At 54.0% G+C, this 22,284-nt stretch carries 26 protein-coding genes, 1 pseudogene and 1 riboswitch; of the genes and pseudogenes, 14 read left to right on the top strand and 13 right to left on the bottom strand.

The annotated features are described in order from the left end of the window. Positions 1–66 precede the first annotated feature (66 nt). Complete coding sequence (locus SLW75_RS09290) at positions 67–705, top strand: hypothetical protein (RefSeq protein WP_410934271.1); 639 nt, start codon at positions 67–69, stop codon at positions 703–705. Further along, positions 702–1,904, top strand: a complete 1,203-nt coding sequence (locus SLW75_RS09285) for an XRE family transcriptional regulator (RefSeq protein ID WP_410934270.1) — start codon at positions 702–704, stop codon at positions 1,902–1,904. The genes SLW75_RS09290 and SLW75_RS09285 overlap by 4 nt, the downstream gene beginning before the upstream one ends. A 216-nt stretch (positions 1,905–2,120) precedes the next feature. Here SLW75_RS09285 and SLW75_RS09280 read toward each other — a convergent pair whose 3' ends face one another. From SLW75_RS09280 to SLW75_RS09270, 3 genes are all read right to left on the bottom strand, one after another. Further along, positions 2,121–2,399 carry a DUF3892 domain-containing protein gene (locus SLW75_RS09280; protein WP_410934269.1) on the bottom strand — a complete coding sequence of 93 codons (279 nt, stop codon included), beginning with the start codon at positions 2,397–2,399 and terminating at the stop codon, positions 2,121–2,123. A 101-nt stretch (positions 2,400–2,500) separates the two neighbouring features. Continuing rightward, positions 2,501–3,058, bottom strand: coding sequence for a hypothetical protein (locus SLW75_RS09275; protein WP_410934268.1), 558 nt, complete (start codon positions 3,056–3,058; stop codon positions 2,501–2,503). A gap of 203 nt (positions 3,059–3,261) precedes the next feature. After that, on the bottom strand, positions 3,262–3,480 hold the full coding sequence (locus tag SLW75_RS09270; RefSeq protein WP_410934267.1) for a hypothetical protein: 219 nt from the start codon (positions 3,478–3,480) through the stop codon (positions 3,262–3,264). A 387-nt stretch (positions 3,481–3,867) separates the two neighbouring features. On the opposite strand from SLW75_RS09270, the gene SLW75_RS09265 reads away from it, so the two are divergent. Continuing rightward, positions 3,868–4,167, top strand: coding sequence for an MASE2 domain-containing protein (locus SLW75_RS09265; protein ID WP_410934266.1), 300 nt, complete (start codon positions 3,868–3,870; stop codon positions 4,165–4,167). A 186-nt stretch (positions 4,168–4,353) separates the two neighbouring features. Here the strand turns inward: SLW75_RS09265 and SLW75_RS09260 are convergent, their stop codons facing one another. Continuing rightward, positions 4,354–5,274 (bottom strand): LysR substrate-binding domain-containing protein, encoded by a 921-nt coding sequence (locus SLW75_RS09260; protein WP_410934265.1) that lies wholly within the window; start codon positions 5,272–5,274, stop codon positions 4,354–4,356. 182 nt (positions 5,275–5,456) lie between these two features. On the opposite strand from SLW75_RS09260, the gene SLW75_RS09255 reads away from it, so the two are divergent. The 5 genes from SLW75_RS09255 to SLW75_RS09235 all read left to right on the top strand — a co-directional run bounded on the left by SLW75_RS09255 (position 5,457) and on the right by SLW75_RS09235 (position 10,752). After that, positions 5,457–6,131: an epoxyqueuosine reductase QueH gene (locus SLW75_RS09255; RefSeq protein ID WP_410934264.1), complete on the top strand. Its 675-nt coding sequence runs from the start codon at positions 5,457–5,459 to the stop codon at positions 6,129–6,131. Between the two features lie 112 nt (positions 6,132–6,243). Then, complete coding sequence (locus SLW75_RS09250) at positions 6,244–7,707, top strand: methylenetetrahydrofolate reductase C-terminal domain-containing protein (RefSeq protein ID WP_410934263.1); 1,464 nt, start codon at positions 6,244–6,246, stop codon at positions 7,705–7,707. Positions 7,708–8,193: 486 nt separating this feature from the next. Continuing rightward, the gene (locus SLW75_RS09245; RefSeq protein WP_410934262.1) at positions 8,194–9,177 is read left to right on the top strand and encodes a DUF1852 domain-containing protein; all 984 of its coding nucleotides are present in this window, start codon (positions 8,194–8,196) and stop codon (positions 9,175–9,177) included. Between the two features lie 27 nt (positions 9,178–9,204). Then, positions 9,205–10,239, top strand: coding sequence for a methionine synthase (locus tag SLW75_RS09240; protein ID WP_410934261.1), 1,035 nt, complete (start codon positions 9,205–9,207; stop codon positions 10,237–10,239). Between the two features lie 3 nt (positions 10,240–10,242). After that, complete coding sequence (locus tag SLW75_RS09235; RefSeq protein WP_410934260.1) at positions 10,243–10,752, top strand: flavin reductase family protein; 510 nt, start codon at positions 10,243–10,245, stop codon at positions 10,750–10,752. A 101-nt stretch (positions 10,753–10,853) separates the two neighbouring features. Here SLW75_RS09235 and SLW75_RS09230 read toward each other — a convergent pair whose 3' ends face one another. Together SLW75_RS09230 and SLW75_RS09225 are read right to left on the bottom strand one after the other, a co-directional pair. Next, positions 10,854–11,585 (bottom strand): CbtA family protein, encoded by a 732-nt coding sequence (locus SLW75_RS09230; RefSeq protein WP_410934259.1) that lies wholly within the window; start codon positions 11,583–11,585, stop codon positions 10,854–10,856. Positions 11,586–11,603: 18 nt separating this feature from the next. Continuing rightward, complete coding sequence (locus SLW75_RS09225; RefSeq protein WP_410934258.1) at positions 11,604–11,816, bottom strand: CbtB domain-containing protein; 213 nt, start codon at positions 11,814–11,816, stop codon at positions 11,604–11,606. A 1-nt stretch (position 11,817) separates the two neighbouring features. After that, positions 11,818–11,957, bottom strand: a riboswitch (adenosylcobalamin (AdoCbl) riboswitch). A 292-nt stretch (positions 11,958–12,249) separates the two neighbouring features. On the opposite strand from SLW75_RS09225, the gene SLW75_RS09220 reads away from it, so the two are divergent. Further along, the gene (locus SLW75_RS09220; RefSeq protein ID WP_410934257.1) at positions 12,250–12,459 is read left to right on the top strand and encodes a hypothetical protein; all 210 of its coding nucleotides are present in this window, start codon (positions 12,250–12,252) and stop codon (positions 12,457–12,459) included. A 170-nt stretch (positions 12,460–12,629) separates the two neighbouring features. Here SLW75_RS09220 and istB read toward each other — a convergent pair whose 3' ends face one another. The 4 genes and pseudogenes from istB to SLW75_RS09200 form a co-directional block, all read right to left on the bottom strand. Next, a complete protein-coding gene (gene istB, locus SLW75_RS09215; protein ID WP_410934256.1) occupies positions 12,630–13,376 on the bottom strand; it encodes an IS21-like element helper ATPase IstB in 747 nt (248 codons plus the stop codon). Next, positions 13,373–13,960 (bottom strand): annotated as a pseudogene (locus SLW75_RS09210) (Mu transposase domain-containing protein); the annotation flags it as partial. The pseudogene SLW75_RS09210 and the gene istB, both read right to left, overlap by 4 nt. A gap of 27 nt (positions 13,961–13,987) precedes the next feature. Beyond that, positions 13,988–14,923: an IS21 family transposase gene (gene istA / locus SLW75_RS09205; protein ID WP_410934255.1), complete on the bottom strand. Its 936-nt coding sequence runs from the start codon at positions 14,921–14,923 to the stop codon at positions 13,988–13,990. Positions 14,924–15,162: 239 nt separating this feature from the next. After that, on the bottom strand, positions 15,163–15,426 hold the full coding sequence (locus SLW75_RS09200; protein WP_317658797.1) for a hypothetical protein: 264 nt from the start codon (positions 15,424–15,426) through the stop codon (positions 15,163–15,165). 112 nt (positions 15,427–15,538) lie between these two features. On the opposite strand from SLW75_RS09200, the gene SLW75_RS09195 reads away from it, so the two are divergent. Continuing rightward, positions 15,539–16,579: a hypothetical protein gene (locus SLW75_RS09195; RefSeq protein ID WP_410934254.1), complete on the top strand. Its 1,041-nt coding sequence runs from the start codon at positions 15,539–15,541 to the stop codon at positions 16,577–16,579. 82 nt (positions 16,580–16,661) lie between these two features. Beyond that, positions 16,662–17,450 carry a diguanylate cyclase gene (locus SLW75_RS09190; RefSeq protein ID WP_410934253.1) on the top strand — a complete coding sequence of 263 codons (789 nt, stop codon included), beginning with the start codon at positions 16,662–16,664 and terminating at the stop codon, positions 17,448–17,450. Between the two features lie 73 nt (positions 17,451–17,523). Here the strand turns inward: SLW75_RS09190 and SLW75_RS09185 are convergent, their stop codons facing one another. Together SLW75_RS09185 and SLW75_RS09180 are read right to left on the bottom strand one after the other, a co-directional pair. Further along, entirely contained in the window at positions 17,524–18,204 is a 681-nt protein-coding gene (locus tag SLW75_RS09185; protein ID WP_410934252.1) for an AbiV family abortive infection protein, read from the bottom strand. 972 nt (positions 18,205–19,176) lie between these two features. Beyond that, a complete protein-coding gene (locus tag SLW75_RS09180) occupies positions 19,177–19,440 on the bottom strand; it encodes a DUF1652 domain-containing protein (RefSeq protein ID WP_410934251.1) in 264 nt (87 codons plus the stop codon). Between the two features lie 282 nt (positions 19,441–19,722). Here SLW75_RS09180 and SLW75_RS09175 point away from each other — a divergent pair, with 282 nt between their 5' ends. The 3 genes from SLW75_RS09175 to SLW75_RS09165 all read left to right on the top strand — a co-directional run bounded on the left by SLW75_RS09175 (position 19,723) and on the right by SLW75_RS09165 (position 21,197). Continuing rightward, entirely contained in the window at positions 19,723–20,124 is a 402-nt protein-coding gene (locus tag SLW75_RS09175) for a hypothetical protein (RefSeq protein ID WP_410934250.1), read from the top strand. 147 nt (positions 20,125–20,271) lie between these two features. Then, positions 20,272–20,601, top strand: a complete 330-nt coding sequence (locus tag SLW75_RS09170; protein WP_410934249.1) for a hypothetical protein — start codon at positions 20,272–20,274, stop codon at positions 20,599–20,601. A 356-nt stretch (positions 20,602–20,957) separates the two neighbouring features. Next, on the top strand, positions 20,958–21,197 hold the full coding sequence (locus SLW75_RS09165; protein ID WP_410934248.1) for a hypothetical protein: 240 nt from the start codon (positions 20,958–20,960) through the stop codon (positions 21,195–21,197). Positions 21,198–21,572: 375 nt separating this feature from the next. Here the strand turns inward: SLW75_RS09165 and SLW75_RS09160 are convergent, their stop codons facing one another. Continuing rightward, entirely contained in the window at positions 21,573–21,896 is a 324-nt protein-coding gene (locus SLW75_RS09160) for a hypothetical protein (RefSeq protein ID WP_410934247.1), read from the bottom strand. Between the last annotated feature and the right edge of the window lie 388 nt (positions 21,897–22,284).

Here is a 22,284-nt window from a genome sequence, read left to right as displayed (position 1 = left end):
TAAAACCTCTTTACACGAAACTTTTCAGGCATATAATCTCGATAACCGAAACTCGAGAAACTCTACATGACCCCAAATCCAGATACCGTTGCCGCGTTGTTACTCGCGAACGTCCCGCGTGACCTTGTGATGGGTGTCGAAGACGCCTTCGCCGCCGGAGCGCTACAAGCCTTCGGGTTGACAGAGGAGGTCAGTAAAAAGCAACGGAAAACTGCGCTGGGGTACATGCGACACATCCAGATGAACGAGCGCTTCAGTGATTTGCTGGAAGCATCTAATGCTGAGCTGATTTCCTCCCAAGGCAATCGCGTGATCGTAGGCGTGGCTGGAATATTCAAATTTGCACGCTTGAATATGAGTACGACGAACTGGAATCGCCCTACTCGCAGCACCATCCGACGTGAGCTGGCTGAATCGAATGAAGCCATGAGCCAACTGGTGCAGCCATCACTTTTTGGGCCACGGGATGTGACCTCGGGCGCGTTCTTCTTCATCGCACGCTTCAGTGGTTCACTCCATCACCATCCCGAGAAGCCACTGCAGGTCTACATCGCAGTGCCCAATCCAAAAATGGACGGGTGGCTGTTCCGGGAACCTTTGAGCCAGTTCCTGGATCGCTATGATGCTGCTCCGAAACAGGTCGACAACGCGACAGTAAAACTCAAAACGGGCTTCATCGAACTCGGAGGACAGGAAGAAACATGAGCCGGGGCATTACTGATTTCCAACCAGGTCGATTGATTCAAGCGTTGGCTGCCCGCGCACTTTCCCAAGTACAGCTCGCTGCAATGGTCGGCGTATCACCGGCCACGATCAGCAAGTGGAAGTCTGGGCAGCAGGCACCGGAAGCCGAGGCGCTAGCCAGCCTCTCCAAGGTCATCAATGTCAGCCCTGAATGGTTCACCCGTCCGCTTCCTAAGAAAGGGTCGCTGCCTCTTTTTCGAAGCAATGCGTCTGCGCACGTGTCTGCAAGGGCGATGCTGGAAGCCCGGCTAGAATGGACGCAGGACATTGTCTTGGCGATGAACGAATTCGTGGACTTTCCGGATGTAAATCTTCCGCTCAGGTCATTCACTGATCCTCATCAAATCGCCAATTCCGACATCGAAGAAGCAGCCAGCGAGTGCAGAGAACTCTGGAGTCTCGGTCGTCGAGCAATTCCTGACTTGGCATTGGCCGTCGAAGGTGCCGGCATCATCGTGGTACGTGAAGAAACTGGTATCGCACCGATCGAGGGCCTTTCAGCGTGGAGTCATGAGCTTCAACGGCCACTGATCCTTTTATCAGCAGACAAGGCTAACGGCTTTCGTAGCCGATTCGACCTTGCTCATGAGCTCGGCCACCTTATTCTTCATAAAGGTATAGATCGCTCCACCGATCCTGAGCGCTATAAGTTGATGGAATCACAAGCTCACCGGTTTGCTGGAGCATTCCTGCTGCCGGCAGAAACGTTTGCAGCTGATGTGAGGACTCCGGTCACGCTTGACAGTTTATTGCTGCTTAAACAACGCTGGGGCGTATCCGTCGCGGCTATGATCATGCGCCTCGAAGCTCTCAAGATCATAGATGCGGACGCAAAGCTTGTTCTGTTCAAGCGCCGCTCAGCCCGATGGGGTGCGAAGTCTGAGCCCGGCGATGATGCCCGCGCCCCTGAGCAACCTCGTTTACTCAAGCGCACCATTGAATTGCTGTCTTCTTCTGGGGTAATGCCAATTGAGTCAGTAGCGGGCTACATCGGTTTGGCTGCCAACGATGTGGAGAAGCTGGCGGGCTTGCCAGAGCGCTACCTGTCAGGGAAAGCTTCCGTCTTCCATCTAGCGAAGTTGAAGTCAATGGTCAGCGACGACCCGTCCATCAAGCCTGGCGGCAATAGTGTGGTGCTCCCCTTCAATCGAGGTACCTGATCGTCTGCCCCTGTAAGGACTGGTCGCTAAATGGATAGGTAGTAGAGCGTGCAGCGAGGTGGGATGAGGGAGTGGCGGCCCCTAGTGGCATGGCGAACCGGTGCTGGTGGTTCACTGGTTTAGCAGGGGCTGCAAGCGTCATTGACAAGCTAAAAGGCAAAGTCAGAATCTCGACGGGGGATACAGGTGCGAGGGGTGAGGTGAGCTCTTTAGGTTTTAAAAAGCTGGCAGGCTATCGAGATTGTCTTCTTTACGAGCGTTTCGATCAGTTGCCAAAAACTCACCGTCCACGACGTGGACATGAGCACCGAAACGCCAACCGGCGTTCTCCCAGAAGATCGTCTGGAACGTGGTATTACCCAATGTAATGAGATCTGCAACAAATGCGCGGTCAGTGGTCATCTGCAGAGCCTTACCATTTTTGATGACTTTGACCTGCTCAATGTGGCCGCCCGTTTTGTCTCGGCGGACGGCGTAGATGTAAAAATCAGCCATGTTCATTTCCTTCTGTTGAATTTGGATCCCTCGCCGAGACAGCGTAACTGTGGTGCCACATTAATATCAACATCGTGGCTACCGTTGAGTGACGACAACCTTCAATATTTTTTAGCACTGCGTCTGCGCTTTGAGCTACGGGCGACAAAGTTGAGGTATTTGCGGAGCTCCTCTTCACCGGGCGTTTGGCCAATCACCTCTAAGCCCGATGCGATACTCCAATCAATCACCTTGTCCCAGATCCTCCAAGACTTAGTCTCAAGGGAATACGCACAACTGGTGAGCTTTTCAAAAAGCTGGTACGCCTGCTTAGCCGTAAGAAGGTGATCGGCATTGCCCTTCCCTAACAGGATCCCACCGTCATGCATTGTCCGAATGCACAGTGCGTTCGCGGGGTAATCTGGGTCTGCGCCCTCGCCTTTATACGTCCAACCAGTGCCGAAAAATCGAAAGGAGGCGCCTTCGCCATGAATCGTTCCGTCCGAAAACTGAAGAGGGAGTCGTTCCCGGTCACTTGAGGAAACCTTTGACAGACGTCCACCGTCCCATGGCATTTTCTGAATTTCCAGGGAAGTGCGCATCACCGCCATCAACAGCCCCTGTGCGATCGCATCAGCTTGCCTAGCGCTCAATTGGTATCGGAAGTCTCCAAGCGACATCTCGACGATGCACCCGTCTTGAGTCGTGGCACCTGCATGGCTGACAGCCTTGTGGGCAAATTCAAAGCTTTGCGGGATGTAAGTTGCTCAGGCTCTCTTGCTTGATTTAGCGCTCATCGCCAATTCTCCGTATAGGTTTCTGTACCTAACGGTTTTCATCGTGGCGAAACTTTAGCGAGGATAAAAAATTGTGCCTGAGTGCCTCAGTTTGGTCGCCGGCCGTATCTACCGACGCCACTGAGCTGCTCCTCTACGAACTCAATCGATGAGATTAGCTCGTGCTGCATCTCGTTGAGGACTGAATCGAGCGCAAAGTGCTTCCCTGACTCACGGAGCTCAGCGACGAGCTGCAGGAGCTCGCGTCCTTGGGACAAGGGCATCTGAATGTTGCAGTACACCGTGTCTTTGCCATCACGACTCATAAAACCTCCAGACTATTCATGCCAATCACTCTCCACGAATCTCTTGGCGGTACGTCGGAATCGTCATCACTCCGTGACCTTCCGCGAAATCTGAGTTTATGCTGAGCGCGCCCTGTCGGGGCAGACTGTCGTAAACCAAGCCGCCATGGCGTCTCTGCGCTTCGGGCTTCCATCTTCAGGCCTGCGCTCCGCTTGCCGGTTCATGTGATGAGACGCGATCCACGCCCTCTCTAGAAGCTCGGCGCAGCCTGGCTCCCTGAAGGATGCGATTCAAGTATTCTATCAACGCCACGATACATCCGGTGCCCGTTACGTAGTCATCAAGACGGTCGCTGGATCCACAAACGGCCCATGAACGATCAACTGTAAGCAGGAAAAGCCGTAGACATGCCACTTAACCGCCGTGAACTAGGGCTCCGTTTTTCTGGCCGTATTTATGGGCCACGGTCGCTCGGATGCTTATTGAGTAGTGTGTTTATCGGTTCGGTTCTACTCGATAAACCCGACGTCGCAAGCTGGGTGTGGTCGGCGATGGCACTCAACCTTCTTGTGTGGCCGACACTTGCCCATAGGTGCGCGCGCCGCGCCGCTGATCCTTTCAAAACCGAACTGCGCAGCATTGCGATTGATGGGTTATACGCCGGGTTTTGGGTCGGGCAAATGTCGGTAAATCTGCTTCCTGCGTAATTGCATGGATTTGACCACCCATTTGCACTCGACTTGACCAGTTGTTTGCATCCTATTTGACCAGCGCACCCGTACGCCTTGACCCGCAGAATTCGACCCATTGCTGACACCTGAATGATGAGAAACCCAGATGCATCAGCGTATCCAGGCCATGCCCCAGATACCTTTTTGTTTCCAGCCTTCCCGCTATTCCCGAACAGCAGTGATTCCCGCGAGCGTCGAGAAGGACGTGTCTTTCGCAGTCAGCAGAAAATCGCTCATATAAGGCGTAGCCAGCATGTCTGAGCGCACCGCCGCGAAAAGCGTGGGAAACAACCCCTTGTTACCCAGGCGCCGGGCAGTGACATATCCGCGAGAGGTGTATTCGTGAAGCGCCCAGTTGGGCAGGCAGCAAACGCCTCTGCCGGAAGCCACCAATTGCATCATCATCACCGTCATCTCGGAAGTTCGGACGTTGAGCGGTTCTATATCGGCGGGATCAAGAAAACGGGTGAAGATATCGAGCCTGTCTCGTTCGATTGGATAGGTGATCAGCGTGAGTGGCTGCAAGTCTTTTGGCTCGATGAGGCTCTTCTCCACCAAGGGATGGTGATTGTCCACAGCCAGCAATGCTTCATAGGTGAACAGCGGCACATAGGTGATCCCGTTCAGGTTGATCGGATCCGACGTCACGACCAAGTCCAGATCTCCACGGGCCAATGCAGGCAGCGGTGCGAACGAGAATCCTGATGCCAGATCCATCTCGACCTCCGGCCATGATGTCCTGAAAGCGTCAATGGCTGGCATCAGCCACTCGAAGCAACTGTGACACTCAATCGCGAGATGCAACCGCCCAGCCGAACCACCTGCTAACCGGCTGAAGTCACGCTCGGCTTCGCGTAGCAATGACAGCACTTCGTCGGCCAATCGCAGCAACCTCAGGCCCGCACTGGTAAAGCGCATCGGCTTCGATTTTCGCGTGAAAAGCGTCATCCCCATCCGTTCCTCCAACTCTTTTAGCTGGTGGGAAATGGCTGACTGGGTCAGGTTCAGACGCTCAGCCGTTTCCACCAGACTGCTGGTGCCCCGCATGGCTTGTATGGTTTTAAGATGACGAATATCGATCATGACTATGAATAAAATTTGAGTTGGTGAGTAATAAAATTAATTTGTCTCACCATAGATCAAACGCTGACAATAGGTCTACTAGATAAACAGACTGGAAACACGCTGATGGCCTTGGCCCAAACCTCCGAATTTCCCCACATTGGACGTACAGCTGGCGTGGAGATAAGTGAGGTACGTTCGCGATGACAGCAGTAAAGCGCCCCCTGCTCACACTGCCCAACGGCTCTGACAAACTGCTCCTTCACTCCTGTTGCGCGCCATGCTCGGGAGAGGTGATGGAGGCGATCACGGCGTCGGGGATCGACTACACGATCTTTTTCTACAACCCGAACATTCACCCTGAGCGCGAATACCTGCTGCGCAAGGATGAAAACATCCGTTTTGCCGACGACCATAACGTGCCGTTTGTCGATGCCGACTACGACACCGATAACTGGTCTGCGCGTGCCAAAGGCATGGAGCATGAACCGGAGCGAGGCGTGCGCTGCACCATCTGCTTCGATATGCGCTTTGAACGTACGGCGCTTTACGCTTTCGAGCACGGCTTCAGCACGATTAGCAGCTCGCTCGATATTTCCCGCTGGAAAGACATGAAGCAAATCACTGACAGCGGCATCCGCAGCGCACAGAAGTACCCCGGCGTCACATACTGGGATTACAACTGGCGTAAGGGCGGTGGCTCGGCGCGGATGATCGAGATCAGCAAGCGCGAGCGTTTCTATCAGCAAGAGTATTGCGGTTGCATCTACTCGTTGCGAGACACGAATCACCACCGCAAGGATCAGGGGCGAGATATCATCCGGATCGGCGTGAAGTATTACGGGGGTGAGGACGAAGACAGTTCAGCCCAGTCGTGATCTTCGAGAAACCGTACTCATAGGCATGAGGAAAATTCCTCACTTTATTTTGTGGTTGGAAGCGATGAGGATGCCCGGCTGAGTGTTCACATCCCGTCGATACGGATAAAAAATGAGTGTGTTGAAAAAGGCGCTGCTCGATGGCGTGTTTACGTGCGTCGTTGAGTATGTTCCCAAACCTTCGTCGGAGCGCTTTACCGCTTTTGAAGCGCTGATGGAGCAATCGCGCCTTTACGAATGGCCGCTCGTTCCTGCTGTCGCAGATCGCGTCGGTGGCAAATTCGATATTGCTCCCGTAGATGCATGCGCTGCCCTAAAGGGGCCAACTCCAGCACTCATCCACTTTTCTGGCAAAGACCGTGGGCGTTCCGACCTGTTGTCTGAGTTGGACAGAATGGATCGCCTGGGTGTAAATCAGCTCTTGCTCATCAGTGGCGACCGGTTGCCAGGTCATCAGCCCGGCCAGCACCCGGTGCGTTATCTGGAGTCGGTGCCTGCCTTGCAAATCGCACGCGCGGCTCGCCCGGACTGGCTGTTGGGTGCTGCACTCAATCCATTTAAATATCGAGAAGAGGAAGGCTGCGCCCAGTATCTCAAAGCGCATAAAAAGCTTGCTGCCGGTGCAGATTTTCTCACACTCCAGTTGGCTTTCGATGCCAAGAAGCATATCGAGGCGGTTGCCTGGATGACCAGTCAGAAAACGCCCAAGCCTCTGCTGGCTTGCGTGATGGGGCTAACCGAGAAGCGCGCATCCTTGCTGAAAAGTGTGCCAGGCATCGTGGTCAGCCCCTCAATGCTTGGTGTACTTGCGGCTGAAGCAGCTGTTTCCAAGGAGCATGCTCGGTCACGCTGCACGGATCGGCTGGCCCTCCAGATCGTTGGCTTGCGATTGATGGGGTATGCGGGAATTCATCTGTCTGGCATCCATACCGTGCAAGAGCTTGAGGCTCTGGAGCAGAGAATTTCCGTTTGGGTGAAGAACATCGGCTCGCTGGAACACTGGTCAGCAGCCTGGGCGGACAGCTGGCAGCCGCCAGGCCAGTTGGCAGTCACATTCAATCCGCCTGGAGCAAGCTGGTATCTGGGTGAGTCCAGCGTAAAGGCGACGCCGAAAGAAACGCTGCGCTATCACGTGTTGGCGGGCTTTCATTCGAGTCTGTTCAGCCACACCACATTGCTGGGCGGGGCTCTAGGGTGGGCCGTCCGGCGCCCGGTATGGTCGTCAGCCAGAGGGGCGTCTCTACTGCGCCAGTTGGAGCGGAGCCTAAAGCGCCCGTTGGTGGGTTGCGACACCTGTGGGCAGTGTCGACTTGAAGACACCCTGTATATCTGCCCTGAGACCTGCCCGAAAGGGTTGTCTAATGGCCCCTGCGGCGGTACTTACCTCAACAGATGCGAGTTCGGAGATCGCGAGTGCATCCATAGCGTGAAGTACCGTACTGCCAAATCGGTTCGCCAAATTCAGGTTCTCACGGATCGACTGATTCCTTGCGTTGAACAGGGCAGCCGCCACAGCAGCTCCTGGCCACGGTGGTTTGAAGCTGACGCTAGCCAGACCAGAGGGACATCCGATTGACGTCGAAGTCACGGCAGGCGATGAGCCCAGAAAGTAACGGCCCGACGCCGCAGAAGCAGTCGGTGGCACCTTTGGTCGTCGAAGCAGTCAAGCATTGCTACAAGGTTGCACGAAGGTATGGCCGGGTCACCATTGCCAAGCACGAATACTTTTACGTGCGAGCCCAGGACATTCTGGTACGCAGCGATATTTCTCACGCATATCGAGAAGAGGGATTTCAGCGATTTCTCAAAGCAAACGCAGCTGGAACCCTAGACTGAGATTCCACCATCGCCCTTGACACCACCCCATGGAGGGATCATGAGCGCGGCTAATATTTTATTGAAAACAATTCGTTTTTATTCATACAGGCTCCCCGCATAAAATGCGCCCAGCTCTTCACGACCGGCAATCTAAACGCTGTGGCGTGAGAAAACGGAACGATAGCCGCATCTGAAAGCAATCAGCAGATTCAGATCTGGCGCGACGAACAGGGTGCCAGGCACGATGAACAAAGAATTCACTTTTTCCATCAACAGCATCAGCTTTGATGAGCACTACACTCCTTCCGACAATACTCGGATCACGACCAACTTTGCCAATTTGGCTAGAGGAGAGAGCCGTGAGGAGAACTTGCGCAACACCTTGAAGATGATTGATAACCGCTTCAACGCCCTTGCGCATTGGGACAACCCTACGGGGGATCGTTACACGGTCAAGCTGGATATCATTTCCGCTGAAATGAATATCGATGCTGAAAGTCGTGACCATACCATCCCTTTGATTGAAGTGTTGAAAACGACGATTGTTGATCAAAAAACCGGCGAGCGTGTCAACGGCATCGTGGGCAACAACTTCTCGTCCTACGTGCGGGACTACGATTTCAGCGTGCGCTTGCTGGAGCACAACAAGAACCAGGCCGGTTTCAGCACGCCAGAAGATTTTGGCGACTTGCACGGCAAGCTGTTCAAGTCGTTCGTCAATTCGAGTGCCTACAATGAGCATTTTTCCAAGTCGCCTGTGATCTGCCTCAGTGTGTCGAGCACCAGAACCTACCATCGAACCGAGAGTCAGCATCCTGTGCTGGGCTTTGAGTACGAGCAGGACGCGTACTCGTTGACCGACGAGTATTTCAAGAAGATGGGCTTGCAGGTTCGTTACTTCATGCCGCCCAACAGCGCCGCACCATTGGCCTTTTACTTCTCGGGTGATCTGCTGGGTGACTACACCAATCTGGAACTGATTGGCACCATCAGCACCATGGACACCTTCCAGAAGATCTACCGGCCTGAGATCTACAACGCGAATTCGGCGGCTGGAAAATCCTATCAGCCTAGCCTGAAGAACCAGGACTACTCGCTGACTCGCATCGTGTATGACCGAGAGGAACGTGGGCGTCTGGCGGTCGAGCAAGGCAAGTTTGCCCAGGAACACTTCATTAAACCCTATCAGGCTGTGCTTGAGCAGTGGTCTGTTAGCTGCGCTTTCTGATTATCTAGAACCTTAAGGTTATCCCCCATGAAAAAACTGTTGCCCACATCGACAGCCGGCAGCCTGCCCAAACCTTCCTGGCTGGCTCAACCCGAGACACTTTGGTCACCCTGGAAACTACAGGGTGATGAACTGATCGAGGGCAAGCAAGACGCGTTGCGCCTGTCGCTGCATGAACAGCAGCTGGCCGGAATCGACATCGTCAGCGACGGCGAGCAGACTCGTCAGCATTTCGTGACGACCTTCATCGAACACCTCGACGGCGTTGACTTCGAAAACCGCGAGACGGTCAGGATTCGTGATCGTTACGACGCGAGCGTGCCGACCGTAGTGGGTGCCGTCGCTCGAAAAAAACCGGTCTTCGTTGAAGACGCCAAGTTCCTGCGTCGGCAGACCGGGCAGCCTATCAAGTGGGCCCTGCCAGGCCCGATGACGATGATCGATACTCTTTACGATGCTCATTACAAGAGCCGTGAAAAACTGGCGTGGGAATTTGCCAAGATCCTCAACCAGGAGGCCAAAGAGCTGGAGGCTGCTGGCGTCGATATCATTCAATTTGATGAACCAGCCTTCAACGTGTTCTTCGATGAAGTGAACGAGTGGGGCGTTGCCACGCTGGAAAGGGCTATCGAAGGGCTCAAGTGTGAAACCGCCGTGCATATCTGCTACGGCTACGGCATCAAGGCGAATACCGACTGGAAGAAGACGCTGGGCTCGGAATGGCGACAGTACGAAGAAGCCTTTCCGAAACTGCAAAAGTCCAGCATCGATATCGTCTCTCTGGAGTGTCACAACTCCCACGTTCCAATGGATCTGATCGAACTCATTCGCGGCAAGAAAGTGATGGTCGGCGCCATTGATGTGGCCAACCATGCCATTGAAACGCCTGAGGAAGTCGCCAATACCTTGCGCAAGGCACTGCAATTCGTCGATGCCGACAAGCTCTATCCTTGCACCAACTGCGGTATGGCGCCTCTGCCTCGTCGAGTCGCCAGCGGCAAGCTGAATGCGTTGAGTGCTGGCGCAGCGATCGTGCGCAGAGAACTTTCGAACGGGCGTTGAGTGATGTCACTTCCTGGTCAATCAATCGAGCCATTCAGCTTTCGCGAAGCGCTCGGGCACTACGCATCGGGTATTACGGTTATTTCATCGCACGTTGATGGCGAGCCGATTGGCTTTACCTGTCAGTCGTTTTACAGCGTGTCGATGAGCCCGCCACTGGTATCTTTCAGCGTCATGTCCAGCTCGGCGAGTTATCCCAAGATTCGCCGAGCAGGTCGATTCGCGGTCAATATCTTGTCAGGTGAGCAGGTCGATATTTCCAACCAATTCGCCCGGCGAGGCACGAACAAATGGCACGGTGTCGACTGGCAGGAATCGCCGTTGGGTAATCCGATCATTGCGGGCAGCCTGCACTGGCTGGATTGCGAGATTCACGCTGAGCACGCGGCGGGTGATCATGTGATAGTGATTGGCGAGGTGAAAGCGATGAACCTGCAACAGGCTACTGCGGGACAGCCATTGCTGTACTTCAAAGGGCAATATCGCAACCTTGCCACACATGGCACGGTTTGAGCCGTTACGTGCGCATGTTCAGGGACTTGGATGTTACAAAGGATCTGCCGCCACGTCGGTAACGGAATAATCAACGCTCCGCTACCGACGTGACCGCTGGCTTAAACGCGAGAAGCCTGTAGGGAGGGGTAAAGCGCATGCTCGGCCACTTTGCCGAAAATCAGACCCAGGCTCGTCCAGAGTACGACCTGAATGCCCAACGACGCTGTACGGAATTTCCACAACAGCACGGCAGAGAAGTTCTCCGGCACCTCATTGATGGTCGGAAACAGGTACGCGGCGACCGAGACGATCACCAGATAAAGCGCGACCCCACTGATGGCTCCAATCCAAGTGCCGTTTCGGGCCATCAGCTTGCTTCCGACATTGACCGAAATCACGGCAGCGATCACCGACACCAACATGATCAGGAAGAACAGCTGGGTGCGCAGCCCGATGGTGTCCGGGTTACCCACGGATGGCGGGTTCGGTGGATATTTCAGGCCCGGGATCAGGAACACCACCACGAACGCGGCCAGTGCCAGTAGCGCCGCGAGCCCACGAGGGCCAATGCGACCAATTCGGCCCAGCGCGTATGCGAATACAAGCGAGAAAATGCCGCCCAGCGATACGCTGTAAACGACGACGCCGGTCAGTAGCCCCACGCTGCCTTGCATGTCGCGGCTCACCAGTTCTTCCTCTTCGTCGGCGTCACCGTGCATGTGCGCCATGCTTTCTTCGAAGGCAATCGCCTTGTCCACTTGCGGCTCACCGAACACCTTGGCGAACCCGAATGCCAGCAGGCCCGCAATCAGACCGACGAGCATGCCCCTGACGAGTAAACGACCAGTCATGTGAAAGACCTCAAATAGTCAGTGGCAGGGGAAACCCAGAAGATGACGACCGTCGTGCACGAACTCATGAACGTAGGCACCGGAGAAAATCGCAGTAGCACCTTGTTCGGCACCGACAAAGTAGATTGCCAACATCAGCAACAGCCCACCGAAGATCGCCCACGGAAGCACTTCGCCAAGAGGGATCGTCGGGATGGAGATGTCTGTATCTGTAGTAGCGGTATAAGTCATGAGTACCTCTTGGGATTTCGCGTCCCGGTAATGGTGAGGAGGGTCGAAGAAAGGTCTGGCTTTCGGCGTGGAGCCGATCACAGTGGCGCGACCGCGTCGGATTTTGACCGACTTCTTGCTTCGTAACATAAAGATACAACTCGGTTAGTGTAGCCCTTCTGCGATGAGGCTTACATGAATTCTCACCAAGCTTTCGCGACGCTGATCGGGCGTAAATAAGGTTGCGCAGGATTTAAAGGAATGCTGTTAGCGACACTTCCCATGCAAGAGTGCCCGCTATTCGCCGATTTCTATCTGTGACCGCTGTCAACTTTGAGACGAGAACTGCCGACTCTTCATTCATGGGCGTGGATACCCCCCCAGCGCCCCATGGTCGAGATGAGCGGCTGCTTGAGCTATCGTATCGAGATCATCCCAGCTTGAAGGCCATCTGATGAGCATCGACAAGACAACTCAACTGATCAGCACCCGCAGTGAAGAAAATGCCAATCTGCTGCTCCGGGTCGGATGGACGCTGTTGCTCGTAGCTGACCGCCAAGAAGGTGCGTATCAGTGGCTGCATTATCAATTCGGGTGGCAGCGAACAGGCGAACCTCCTGAGATCACGTTTACCGGAGTCGAGGGTGGCCCCGATCCCTTCTGACAGCGTCGCTTCAGTGGCGTTGGCTCGTAAGTACCTCAAAATGATTTAGCCTTTACGGAGCACGCAAAAAGTGCTCTGAATTCAGAAGATTGCATTGCACTGACCACTCGTTTGCATTCGACGTGACCAATTGCATTCGACCTGACCAGCCCAGGCGCGAACAGTGTCCATCAAGCGCGTTGGCGGCTTTTTACCTTACGCATTGAGTCACCTTTCAACTCGATGACGTGGGATTTGTGGACGATTCTGTCGAGAATCGCGTCCGCGATTGTGGGGTCGGAAAACAAGTCATACCATTTTTCCTTCGGATACTGGCTAGTGATCAGCAATGAACCGTTTTGTGACTGCTGATCAATGACGTCTAGCAGAAACGGGCCGATCTGGGCATCGATGCCGCCGATACCCAAGTCGTCGATGACCAGCAGCTCTGCGCGGATCAATTGCCGTCGCAGTTTCGGCATGGTGTGATCCGCGTAAGACAGGGAGATTTCTTCAAAGAGTTTGGTTGCCGTGCGATACAGCGTTAGTCGTCCAAGGCGGCAGGCTTGGTTCGCCAGGGCACAAGCCAGCCAAGTCTTTCCGGTGCCAGTTGCCCCCGTGATGATTACGTTCTGCCGCCTTATCAACCAGTCGCACTCCCCGAGAGCCATTACGGTATTCCGGTCTAGGCCACGGGATGATTTGAATTCAATCGTGTCCATCGTGGCCTCGCTCTCACGAAGCCTTGCAGCTTTCAGCAGACGCGTAATCTTCCTGCTTTCTCGTTCGCTGTTTTCGGCGTCAACCATCAATCCGAGTCTTGTGTCGAACGCCTCTTTCAACAATGCCGGGGTTTCCAGTTGACGCTCGTAAGCCACGGCCATGCCGTGCAGCCCAAGGCTCACCAAATTCTGAACAGTGTTGAATACTGGTTTCATAGCGGCTCATCTCCTTGTGTGGCGTAATATTCGGCGCCACGAATGTTTGCGTGTTCGACCAAAGGGGCGGATCGTTGGGGGCTGGGGCGCAGATCGGACTCGTTACGAATGATTGCCCGCAGGCGCTCTGAACTGAGGATGTTCAGGTTATTGGCATACGCGCAGGCTGATTCCAGCCGGGAGGCGGAGATGTCCCCTTTGCGAACATCTCGCTTCAAGCCTATGACTGCCTTCATGCCAGTCGCAAAGTCTCGGCGCAGAGCGAGATTGTCTTTCACGTACCGCAACGTCTGCTGGCCTATAGTTTCAGCCCAGGCCATCAGTGCGTCTGGTTGCGAGTCTTGGTACTGACTATGGTTGGGTGCCAAGTGCTCGCTCAAGGTGCTGAATCCTCGTTGTCTGTTGACCTTGTGCGAGGCTATGACGCGGCGCTGGTACACGATGTCCAGCCAATCGTCGCGCACGCGCAAATCGACTAGCAGGTTCGCAAAGTGATAGGGGACTGAGTAGCTGTGATCTTCAAATGCGACGTGGTAGTCAGTGCCCACGCGAATCTGGTAGACCCACTGACTGTAGCTGTACCGCTGTTCTGGTAAAGAGCCGAGCGCGGGCTAGTCGAGTTCAAGATACCGAGCGGCCCTGCTCTTAGGGTACGTTCGAGTCACCCGGTTGTTGAGCTGATCGACCCAGTATCCAATCTGTTCGTTTAGCTCTTCCAGCGAGAAGAATGTCCTGGTTCTCAGCCTTGCCAGCACAAACCGCTGTACGATCTGCACAGCAATTTCACCTAGCGATTTGTCTTTCGGTTTGCGAGGCCTGGCAGGAAATATCTTGAATCCGTAGTGCTCGGAAAGCTCGGAGTATGCACGGTTCAGAACGACCTGATCCCGAGTGTTTTTCGTGATCGCCGACTTCAAGTTGTCGGGGACAATGAAGCGTGGAACCCCGTCGAAATACTCAAGCGCCAGAACATTGCACCTGAGCCAATTCGGCGTCGTCTGATTGTCCACTGCCGTGGCGAATATGTAGCCGGAAGCTCCTAGCGTAGCTACGAATACCTGAGCCTGGGCAATTTCTCCTGTGTCCGGGTTTGTCACAGACATAGTCCGTCCGCAGAAGTCCACGAAGCACTTGTCGCCGGGAAGGTGTATCTGCCTCATGCTTAGCTTTTGTTTATTCAGCCACTCACGATAAACCCTTGTAAATTGGGCGTATGAGGGGCCATCTGGCTCCGTTTCCCGAAACTCTTGCCAAAGCAATTCAAGGGTGATGTCAGGCAGTTTCAGTTGTTCGTGAATGGCCACCCAAGAGGGGTACACTTTTCTCTGCACTGTGGGCCTGCGCTGAGTATGTAGGCATTCCGCAAGCGCTTTATCGTCGAGGTGTCGCAGCTGTTCCCAGGTTTGTCCGCACAACTTCAACTGATCGCGAATAGTGCGAACTGTATTATGGGAAACCTTGGCCAAGCGACCGATTGATCTGTTTGACAAGGTGGCGTCGCATGCGAGACGCAGCACCTCGCGCTGCGATTGTATTGGCAGCCTCATGTGTCCTCCTCGCGATAGGCGTGTCGAAGCCTCACAAATCGCGCCGTGTGAATATTGCAGACAAACGGAAGGTGGCCGACTTGACGTCGAACGCGAGGGAACACAGAATGGTGGTGCGTAGGGCTCAAAACCTAACACCATCAAAAAAGCCTAGGGCTCCACCCCTGGGCTTTTTTGTGTCCCAATTCCACCGGCTAACTCCTAGCCTGGGCTCATTGTGAAACTCCTATCGGTTTGATTTACACGGCTTGCTGTCTAGCACAGCGTTGCGTGGCTATCCAGCAGGCGACTTCTTTGGACAGGGCGAAAAAGCCTCGACGATTGGGCACTTCAAAAAGTGGCACTTCGATAGTTCCACGCTGCTTGGCTTTTCGGAATGCGTCATACGAGGCATATCCCAGCTCTCTCCACAACGCACTGCCACCCACCATCAGGCCATATCGATCTTTGAGATCAAGCTCTAATTCGGATGCCAGGTTGTGGATTTCAAGAGGCTCGCGCATCGCACTTAATGTCCGGTTTGGTCACAGTTAATAGTAATAAACGACGTTCTTGCACTCCAGCCGTAAGGCTTCTACATTTTTTACGGTACAAACATCAGCTGGAAACTTGTAAGTGACTGACTTCAAACGAATTGCGAAAATTTATTCGGATTTCGCAGATAATATGCGCGAACAAATACCGGAAAATACCAACCCCCGCAGTAACACTGTGGAAATGCTCGCCGTGGGCTATTGGTTCGAGGGACTGAGGCAGCGGACAGGTCTCAAAACGGCCTACGCGCTTGAGCAGCATTTCGAAGAGGATTCGTTTCGAAGGAACAGCAATGGGACTATCCGGCATTACCGAAGCAAGTGGTCAAGGTACGAACAAAAAACGGTATCGCCCAAGGCCAAGACCTTGGCCAAGGTCGAGCTTCAGGCACCGGGATCGTCTCGCGATCTGAATCATCCGCTATGGACGCTTCTCAAGCTGAAGATCAAGGGAGAGGACGTCGACTTCGGCCAGTTTTTTGGAACATTAAATGCCGAAGTACAGGGGGTGCTGTTCCGAACCGCCAGCGACATGGCCTGGGGCAATTTACAGCGCGAATCGGTCACTCAAAATCTGCTCGAAAAGCTCGAGCGCAGGGCGAGTTTGGATAGCCTAGCGGCGTTGGTCGCCATAGTGATGGAAGCAGATCAGATGGGCCGTCGTCCCCTTGCTATCAAAGCAGCAGATTCGTTGCACAAAGTGCTCTTGATGCTCGCCATGGAGCTACAAGCACGCGGGGTCGCAGTGGTCTTGATCGACTGGCTAGTCTTCAATGTGTTGCCCCTTGGTGTACCTGCCCACTTAGAGGTTTGGATGAGTAGCACTGACTACATTCACGCGTCAGCCCATCTGAACACAATGGTCTTCCATCATCCGGAACGACGCGGAAAGAACCTTCCTTGGAAGCTGCGTACTAGATTGATGTGCAAGCTCCTAGCCGGCGATATGGGATTGGACGTCATGTACGCGATGCGTCCGCAGTTTGCCCTGCGAGTCGACATCGGTGAGATCGCGGGGGACTTAGTGAAAGAGTTCCACAAAACGTCAGCACTCAGAACCTGGGGATGGATGTGCATCGTTGACGGCGAGCCTCAAAAGGTGCCACCCATATCGCTTTTTTAGCTTTCCAACACTGCGTGCTTTGGGTGGTCAAATCCAATGCAAACGGCTGGTCAAATCCGATGCAAACAGGTGGTCAAGTGAAATGCAAACGCTTGGTCAAGTGAACTGCAATTTCCCACTTCCTTCAGCTCTTCTACTTTCGATGGTAACCATGAACGCGATGGCGGCCGGTGGATGGCGATTGGTGCGCACGAGCGTGGCGTTGCAGTGCATGGGGCTATTCATGACGCTAGCCCTAAACGCCTTCCACGTATCGCTCCCGAGCAGCACTATGCAATTGGTTGCTTGCTTGCCGATGCTGATCATCTACCCGCTTATGGTTGCGCGTGTGAGCTACGGTCTTTCTGTTCAGCTTGCCGCACATAAAACTGCGTTCAAGCTGATCAGCAAGCTCGATGGAATGACGAGGTTGCTGAACCATGCTGCATGGAAGGAAAAGTTAGATGAAGTCTTCCGGCGTTGCCGAAAAAGCGAGCTTGTGGCCAGTTTGGCGCTGATAGACATTGATGACTTCAAAAGCATCAATGACCATCACGGCCACCTGGTGGGGGATGCCATCATCAGCGGGCTAGCAGATCTATTGCGGTCAGGGTTCGGGGAAAAAGGCATAGCAGGACGCTATGGTGGCGACGAGTTCTGCGTTCTGTTGATTGATGTAAGCGTCGATGAAGCTACCGAACATTTGAACGACGTTCGTAAGCGATTCGCTAACTGGACTGACGGCGCTGTGCCCGTCTTGGCGGGGTTGAGTATTGGCTTGGTACCTTACTCAGACAATTATCCTAACCAGAGTGATTGGCTCAAGGCCACAGATGAAGCCATGTATCAGGCGAAGCGAGGCGGAAAGAACCGGCTCTGGGTACAAGAGTAACGCTGGAAAGCATCCGGCGCTGCACGCGGGCGGAGTCGCTATGTAGCGATCAAGAATCAAGGGGCGTCTGGTCTTAGCTTGGGCCCAAGACGAACTCTGCCATCTTGTTGGGGCCTTCACCTTGGAACCCTTCAAGCTGCATGGCACCGTAGCAGCTAACCAAGGCTTGCTTCATTCCCTGCAAGTCTTTGTTCCACACCGGCTTCATGTGCTCAACCCATAGCTCGACTTCGCGCTCTGTCATTAGCGACCGCTCGCTGAAGATTTTGGCAGAGGTCACCAAGGCCTTCGCTAGCTCTGCGGGGATGACATCTGCCGGGATTGACCAATGAGCCTTAGCGCCGAGGCAATCAGTGTAGAAGCCCAGCTGCTTTAATTGATCCAAGATTTTCGGATGATCAGAGGCCTCATCGTAGATTGGAAGTAGATCATTAAGGTGCTTCGCGCCCTTCGCGACTAGGTCAGCGAAGATCCAGTGGCAATTCTTGCTCGTGTGGGATCGGTACCTCTTCCACTCCGACTTCAATGCGTTCTCATCGTCCGATAAGACGATGGCCCTGAGAATAGAGACTTTTCCCGACTCCTCTATGGCCAGAGCGGCTAACGACGCGGCGGAAGCATGGCTTCCCACGTCCAGCAAGGTTTGGGCATCGGTCGCCAACCGGCGTGCATTGGCGTTTGCTGCGTTAATTCCCTCCGCCACCTGAGCGCAGTCCAAATATCCTTTGTAGGGTTCCAGCTTCGTTGGCTTCATAGGGATTCAATCGTCATGGTTTCGGAACCGTCCGGTACACACGTCTTGGCTAAATCATCTTAGGCCATCGCGCGAGCAAGACGCCCTTTTAATGGACGCAGTTTCGACGCCGATACGCATGTCCATGGGGGGTGGCGAGGCTAGTGGTGTAGAAGCTGATCATCGCAGCAGGTCATATAGAGCACTGAGCATGCCGAGCACATTCTGCAGGCGAACTCAGCACACTCCCCTTTTCCTCGTCTATGCCACAACGCAGGGCCATTGATGATCTGGGACACTTGCGATTGAGGCCATTTTGATACTGTCGTTTTGAGGAAGCGGTTTGAGCCCGGGAAGCCTCACCAAGCACTGGCCTCTATCCGCTGACAAGCTAGCATTGAATAATCGTACTGACGAAAGAAGACGAAGGCTAAGGGTTGCTAGCCGCAGTGGTGGCCTTGCTAAGCTTCGATCCGCTTTCGCGGTAGGCGGCCCGGTAATGGAGGACTTATGGCAAGCAAGGAAAGAGCATTCTCAATCCGAGACCTTATTGTCGCGCTCATGCGTGATCAAGGTATCCACTCAGGTTTTTGGGGGTTAACGGTTCATTTCGACGCTTCGGGCACGTCCATCGCAAAGCCAGGTCAGCCTGAGCTTAATTTTCCAGGCTTGGCAGTGGGCGTAACTGGTGTGACTTTGATACCCGCTACCGCTAATGCGCCTGGCAGCCTCGACGCATCGGTACATAACCCGGCGCCCAAGAAGCGAAAGTCGCCGAGGCCAAGAGCGTCGAACGACGGCCTTTGACGGGCTTATCTGATCATCAAATGGCCAGTGACTTACAAACAGTCGGGGCAAGCTTGCCTACATTTTCAAAAGACCCAATCAGTAGCCCTCAGGTGAGGACGCGAGCATCGGTTGTCACGTGGTGATACCCCACATCCAGTCTCGGACGAGAATGCTCTACCTCACCGTCAATGAACGCCAGTAACGCTACCTGGACTGACCACGACCAGGTAGGGGCGTCCCGGCCTTGATAAGCGACACCTCAGATCTGATTTGAGCAATGAAATCCGAAATCGCACGGCTGTTATCTAAAGTCTCAGCTGGCACGCCTCCCATTACTACGACAGAGCCGTACACGGGGTCGAACACTTCTATCGTGATTTCCCTCCGAGCATTGCTGCTGCACCTGCAATGGAGGGGCAAGAATGCAGTCTCGACAATGTGCCGTAATTCGAGCGGCGAGATCGCCATCTTCAAGCTCCGCGTGTTGCGATTAGTCGCCATTCTGAATCCCATATTTTGCCAGCGGAACGCCTACGAGCCACGCTCATCCGGTGCTCCTATGGCGCCTGCTTTCAAGGCGGCAGCGGCGTCCATGCGACGTGAGCAGACGATCTGCATCGCAGGTGCCTCTTACGTTTGAAATGACAAAACGCAGGATCGTTGCTTGTAAAGCCTGCTACTCGTCACCTAGGGTGGCGTTCCTCCATCGACTACGACTACTGTATATGCAAACAGCATTTGAGTCATCTTATGGACGTCTTACCGGAAGCCGAATGGCCCGATGAATTCACTCGGGAGGAGATGCTTGAGCAGCAGTCGCACCTGCTGATCGAGGAATGCCATCTGCTTCAGAAGGAGCTGAGCCGGTACCGAAAAAATATGGCTAGGCTGATCCAGATGCATGCCGAAGCCAACCGCGAGCGGGACAACCTGCGTATGCAACTGAGAACGGCCGAGATTCAGCTATCCGATTGCCGCCGTGAGAGCTCTGCGTTAGGCAACCGGGTTACCGGACTCGAGAGCTGCCGAGATCAGCTCGAAGCTATTCACAAAGCCCAGCGCATCTCGCTGGATTACAGCGGAACGACTTTCGACGAGCACCGTGGTACTGAGCGCCTATCATCCGCGATCCCTCCGGGCAGCAAGGCCTAGGCACTACTCCAAAGATCTGCCGGCATGACATAACAATTTTCTAGCCATGCAGCTCCGAAGCAAGCTAAGAGCCGGAGTTGGAACTATATTCCGGTTTTGCTGCATTCCTACATAATCGACAATCCATTACCACCTCACGGACATCACATGAGTTCAGAATTAACGGAAGAAGAGATGCGTCGCGCCTTATTTGGCGATACAGAGACCTCCAAACCGTCAGCTCCTTTTGTCCCGAAAGAATCCATTGCAGACACCGTAGTGATCCACCCTAAGGCTCCGGTGAAAAAGCGATTAGCTAAAGCTTTTACGCCTAGGCTCAGGGTGGTATTGCGAGTAGGGAATGAGTTTGAAGGGGAAACGTTCGAGATGACTCATGAGGCCGATACCATGAGCACTCTGCTGGCAGAGCAGGAAGCGACGAAAGCGGCCAGGAAAAAATTTCGATATGTGGAAGTAGTCTCGGTCAAGCCGATATGATCGCGCTTATCTGAGATTCGCCACACAGATCCAGGCTGTTCTTAACCGGCGTTACGCTGGTGCATGAAGTTTTATGAAGGCTGTTTCACAGCTTGATTCCAAAACGCTGAACCACAACGTCTGCCGCCTTGCCTGTTTTCTTGCCTCCGCTGCTGCGCACTTACATCCGGTTGCAGTCAAGAAATGGCGAGCACCGCCTTTCAAGCCAGCAGCAGCGAAGCTACGGCTCCGTCACACCAGAATTTTTCAAGATCAGTCGGAGATCCACCGGGCGGCCTGAACTAATCCAGCCATGCGGCTCTGACAGCGTTACTGGAGCCCCTAAATCCACCCAGGCGCCCTTTGTGGAGAAACCCATGCAACCCAACTCTCCTACCGCAGACCTCGTAAAAAGCATGACTGAGGTTGCAGATACGCTGCACGACTCTTTCACCTCTCTGTTGAGCGCAGCAGTGCGGCTGGCTGAGGTTGGCCAAGATGAAGAAGCGAAACGTCTCTTGGAGTTGGCCAAGGAGATTCAAAGCGCTGAAGACAAAATGCGTACTCACACGAAGGACGCGCGAGTGGGAAAGATCCTGAAGCTCAATCTGCATTGACGCCCAACCCGAGCGGGCGAAAGCTACAGCGTCAAATCCTCTCCCAATTAGGGGTTATCACTCGTTCGAGGGCACCTGTTTGAGCGTCGACAGCGCACGCAGCTTAGGTAAGCATGAAGCTAATCACTGGCCTAAGGAGCGCCGGATATGGATAGCAATCAACGCATGATCGCATGGTCATCCGCTTGGGCCATGGTTGGCGGGCAAGTCGTATGCACTGGGTGTATGAGGGGCCAATCCATCTCGCTCAATCAGGACGTATTCCCCCACGAGCCAAGCTGCAGAGCTCAGGGCGAAGTGGCCCAGATGCCGTGGGCCGAACTCCACCGGATCCTAGATGTTGAACGGGGCTAATCGCGTTGCATGCCCGGCCCACTACTTTTCTGTGCACGGGTTGAAAACTTCCGTCGCAATAACGGAGCTAATGACAAGGATTTTGGTACCTGGAATGTGGGTGACGAGTGAGTTTGTCTTACCATTCTCGCGGACGTAGTCTCTATCGGAATTTATGCGGCTTACCTGGCTCTTACCGGCCAGGTAATCCAAAAAACGGATCTTGGCGGAGGTGTCAAACTGACCGTTTGCAGTAAGTGGAATGATCTGCGTAGCTACTTCACGGGTAAAGACAAAAAAACTGGCTGGAGCGTCGCGGTCGCGAAAGACTTTGATGCACTGTACATCGCTTGCTTTCAGCGTCATGAACCGCTCGTAAATGCCCCCTGAATAAGTGCTTAGGATCAGGCCATCCCCGGAAAGAACACCCAGACCTTGAACCGCGTGACACTGCCCATCGCCTCCACTTCCCGAGCCGTATGGTAAATAGCACCAATTAGTCCGAGTCATGGCCTGAACTGATCCGTGCACTAGGTGCAGATCACGCTCAATCTGCTGTACAGCCTCAGGTGTCTGGTAAGGAATGCTGCATCCTGTAAGAGCCCAGGCGAGTAGTAGGAAAGATAAGCGTATTCGGAGCATCAGGTGTTCTTTTGATGAAGTATTTATCATTTAAGCATAACCGGTAATCGGGACAACGAATGCATCCATGTTCGAGCTGATGTCTTCAGCCGCCACGTTGCTGGCTTGTTCA

The organism is Pseudomonas sp. W5-01 (genome assembly GCF_046540435.1).
GTDB lineage: Bacteria > Pseudomonadota > Gammaproteobacteria > Pseudomonadales > Pseudomonadaceae > Aquipseudomonas > Aquipseudomonas graminis_B.
This window is presented reverse-complemented; position numbering and strand designations above follow the sequence as displayed.

What these genes read in the sequence shown, in the direction of transcription:
- SLW75_RS09290 (WP_410934271.1), top strand. Translation starts at nt 67, where the DNA reads ATGACCCCAAATCCAGATACCGTTGCCGCGTTGTTACTCGCGAACGTC.
- SLW75_RS09285 (WP_410934270.1), top strand. Translation starts at nt 702, where the DNA reads ATGAGCCGGGGCATTACTGATTTCCAACCAGGTCGATTGATTCAAGCG.
- SLW75_RS09280 (WP_410934269.1), bottom strand. Translation starts at nt 2,399, where the DNA reads ATGGCTGATTTTTACATCTACGCCGTCCGCCGAGACAAAACGGGCGGC.
- SLW75_RS09275 (WP_410934268.1), bottom strand. Translation starts at nt 3,058, where the DNA reads ATGTCGCTTGGAGACTTCCGATACCAATTGAGCGCTAGGCAAGCTGAT.
- SLW75_RS09270 (WP_410934267.1), bottom strand. Translation starts at nt 3,480, where the DNA reads ATGAGTCGTGATGGCAAAGACACGGTGTACTGCAACATTCAGATGCCC.
- SLW75_RS09265 (WP_410934266.1), top strand. Translation starts at nt 3,868, where the DNA reads ATGCCACTTAACCGCCGTGAACTAGGGCTCCGTTTTTCTGGCCGTATT.
- SLW75_RS09260 (WP_410934265.1), bottom strand. Translation starts at nt 5,274, where the DNA reads ATGATCGATATTCGTCATCTTAAAACCATACAAGCCATGCGGGGCACC.
- SLW75_RS09255 (WP_410934264.1), top strand. Translation starts at nt 5,457, where the DNA reads ATGACAGCAGTAAAGCGCCCCCTGCTCACACTGCCCAACGGCTCTGAC.
- SLW75_RS09250 (WP_410934263.1), top strand. Translation starts at nt 6,244, where the DNA reads ATGAGTGTGTTGAAAAAGGCGCTGCTCGATGGCGTGTTTACGTGCGTC.
- SLW75_RS09245 (WP_410934262.1), top strand. Translation starts at nt 8,194, where the DNA reads ATGAACAAAGAATTCACTTTTTCCATCAACAGCATCAGCTTTGATGAG.
- SLW75_RS09240 (WP_410934261.1), top strand. Translation starts at nt 9,205, where the DNA reads ATGAAAAAACTGTTGCCCACATCGACAGCCGGCAGCCTGCCCAAACCT.
- SLW75_RS09235 (WP_410934260.1), top strand. Translation starts at nt 10,243, where the DNA reads ATGTCACTTCCTGGTCAATCAATCGAGCCATTCAGCTTTCGCGAAGCG.
- SLW75_RS09230 (WP_410934259.1), bottom strand. Translation starts at nt 11,585, where the DNA reads ATGACTGGTCGTTTACTCGTCAGGGGCATGCTCGTCGGTCTGATTGCG.
- SLW75_RS09225 (WP_410934258.1), bottom strand. Translation starts at nt 11,816, where the DNA reads ATGACTTATACCGCTACTACAGATACAGACATCTCCATCCCGACGATC.
- SLW75_RS09220 (WP_410934257.1), top strand. Translation starts at nt 12,250, where the DNA reads ATGAGCATCGACAAGACAACTCAACTGATCAGCACCCGCAGTGAAGAA.
- istB (WP_410934256.1), bottom strand. Translation starts at nt 13,376, where the DNA reads ATGAAACCAGTATTCAACACTGTTCAGAATTTGGTGAGCCTTGGGCTG.
- istA (WP_410934255.1), bottom strand. Translation starts at nt 14,923, where the DNA reads ATGAGGCTGCCAATACAATCGCAGCGCGAGGTGCTGCGTCTCGCATGC.
- SLW75_RS09200 (WP_317658797.1), bottom strand. Translation starts at nt 15,426, where the DNA reads ATGCGCGAGCCTCTTGAAATCCACAACCTGGCATCCGAATTAGAGCTT.
- SLW75_RS09190 (WP_410934253.1), top strand. Translation starts at nt 16,662, where the DNA reads ATGCAAACGCTTGGTCAAGTGAACTGCAATTTCCCACTTCCTTCAGCT.
- SLW75_RS09185 (WP_410934252.1), bottom strand. Translation starts at nt 18,204, where the DNA reads ATGAAGCCAACGAAGCTGGAACCCTACAAAGGATATTTGGACTGCGCT.
- SLW75_RS09180 (WP_410934251.1), bottom strand. Translation starts at nt 19,440, where the DNA reads ATGGCGATCTCGCCGCTCGAATTACGGCACATTGTCGAGACTGCATTC.
- SLW75_RS09175 (WP_410934250.1), top strand. Translation starts at nt 19,723, where the DNA reads ATGGACGTCTTACCGGAAGCCGAATGGCCCGATGAATTCACTCGGGAG.
- SLW75_RS09170 (WP_410934249.1), top strand. Translation starts at nt 20,272, where the DNA reads ATGAGTTCAGAATTAACGGAAGAAGAGATGCGTCGCGCCTTATTTGGC.
- SLW75_RS09165 (WP_410934248.1), top strand. Translation starts at nt 20,958, where the DNA reads ATGCAACCCAACTCTCCTACCGCAGACCTCGTAAAAAGCATGACTGAG.
- SLW75_RS09160 (WP_410934247.1), bottom strand. Translation starts at nt 21,896, where the DNA reads ATGACGCTGAAAGCAAGCGATGTACAGTGCATCAAAGTCTTTCGCGAC.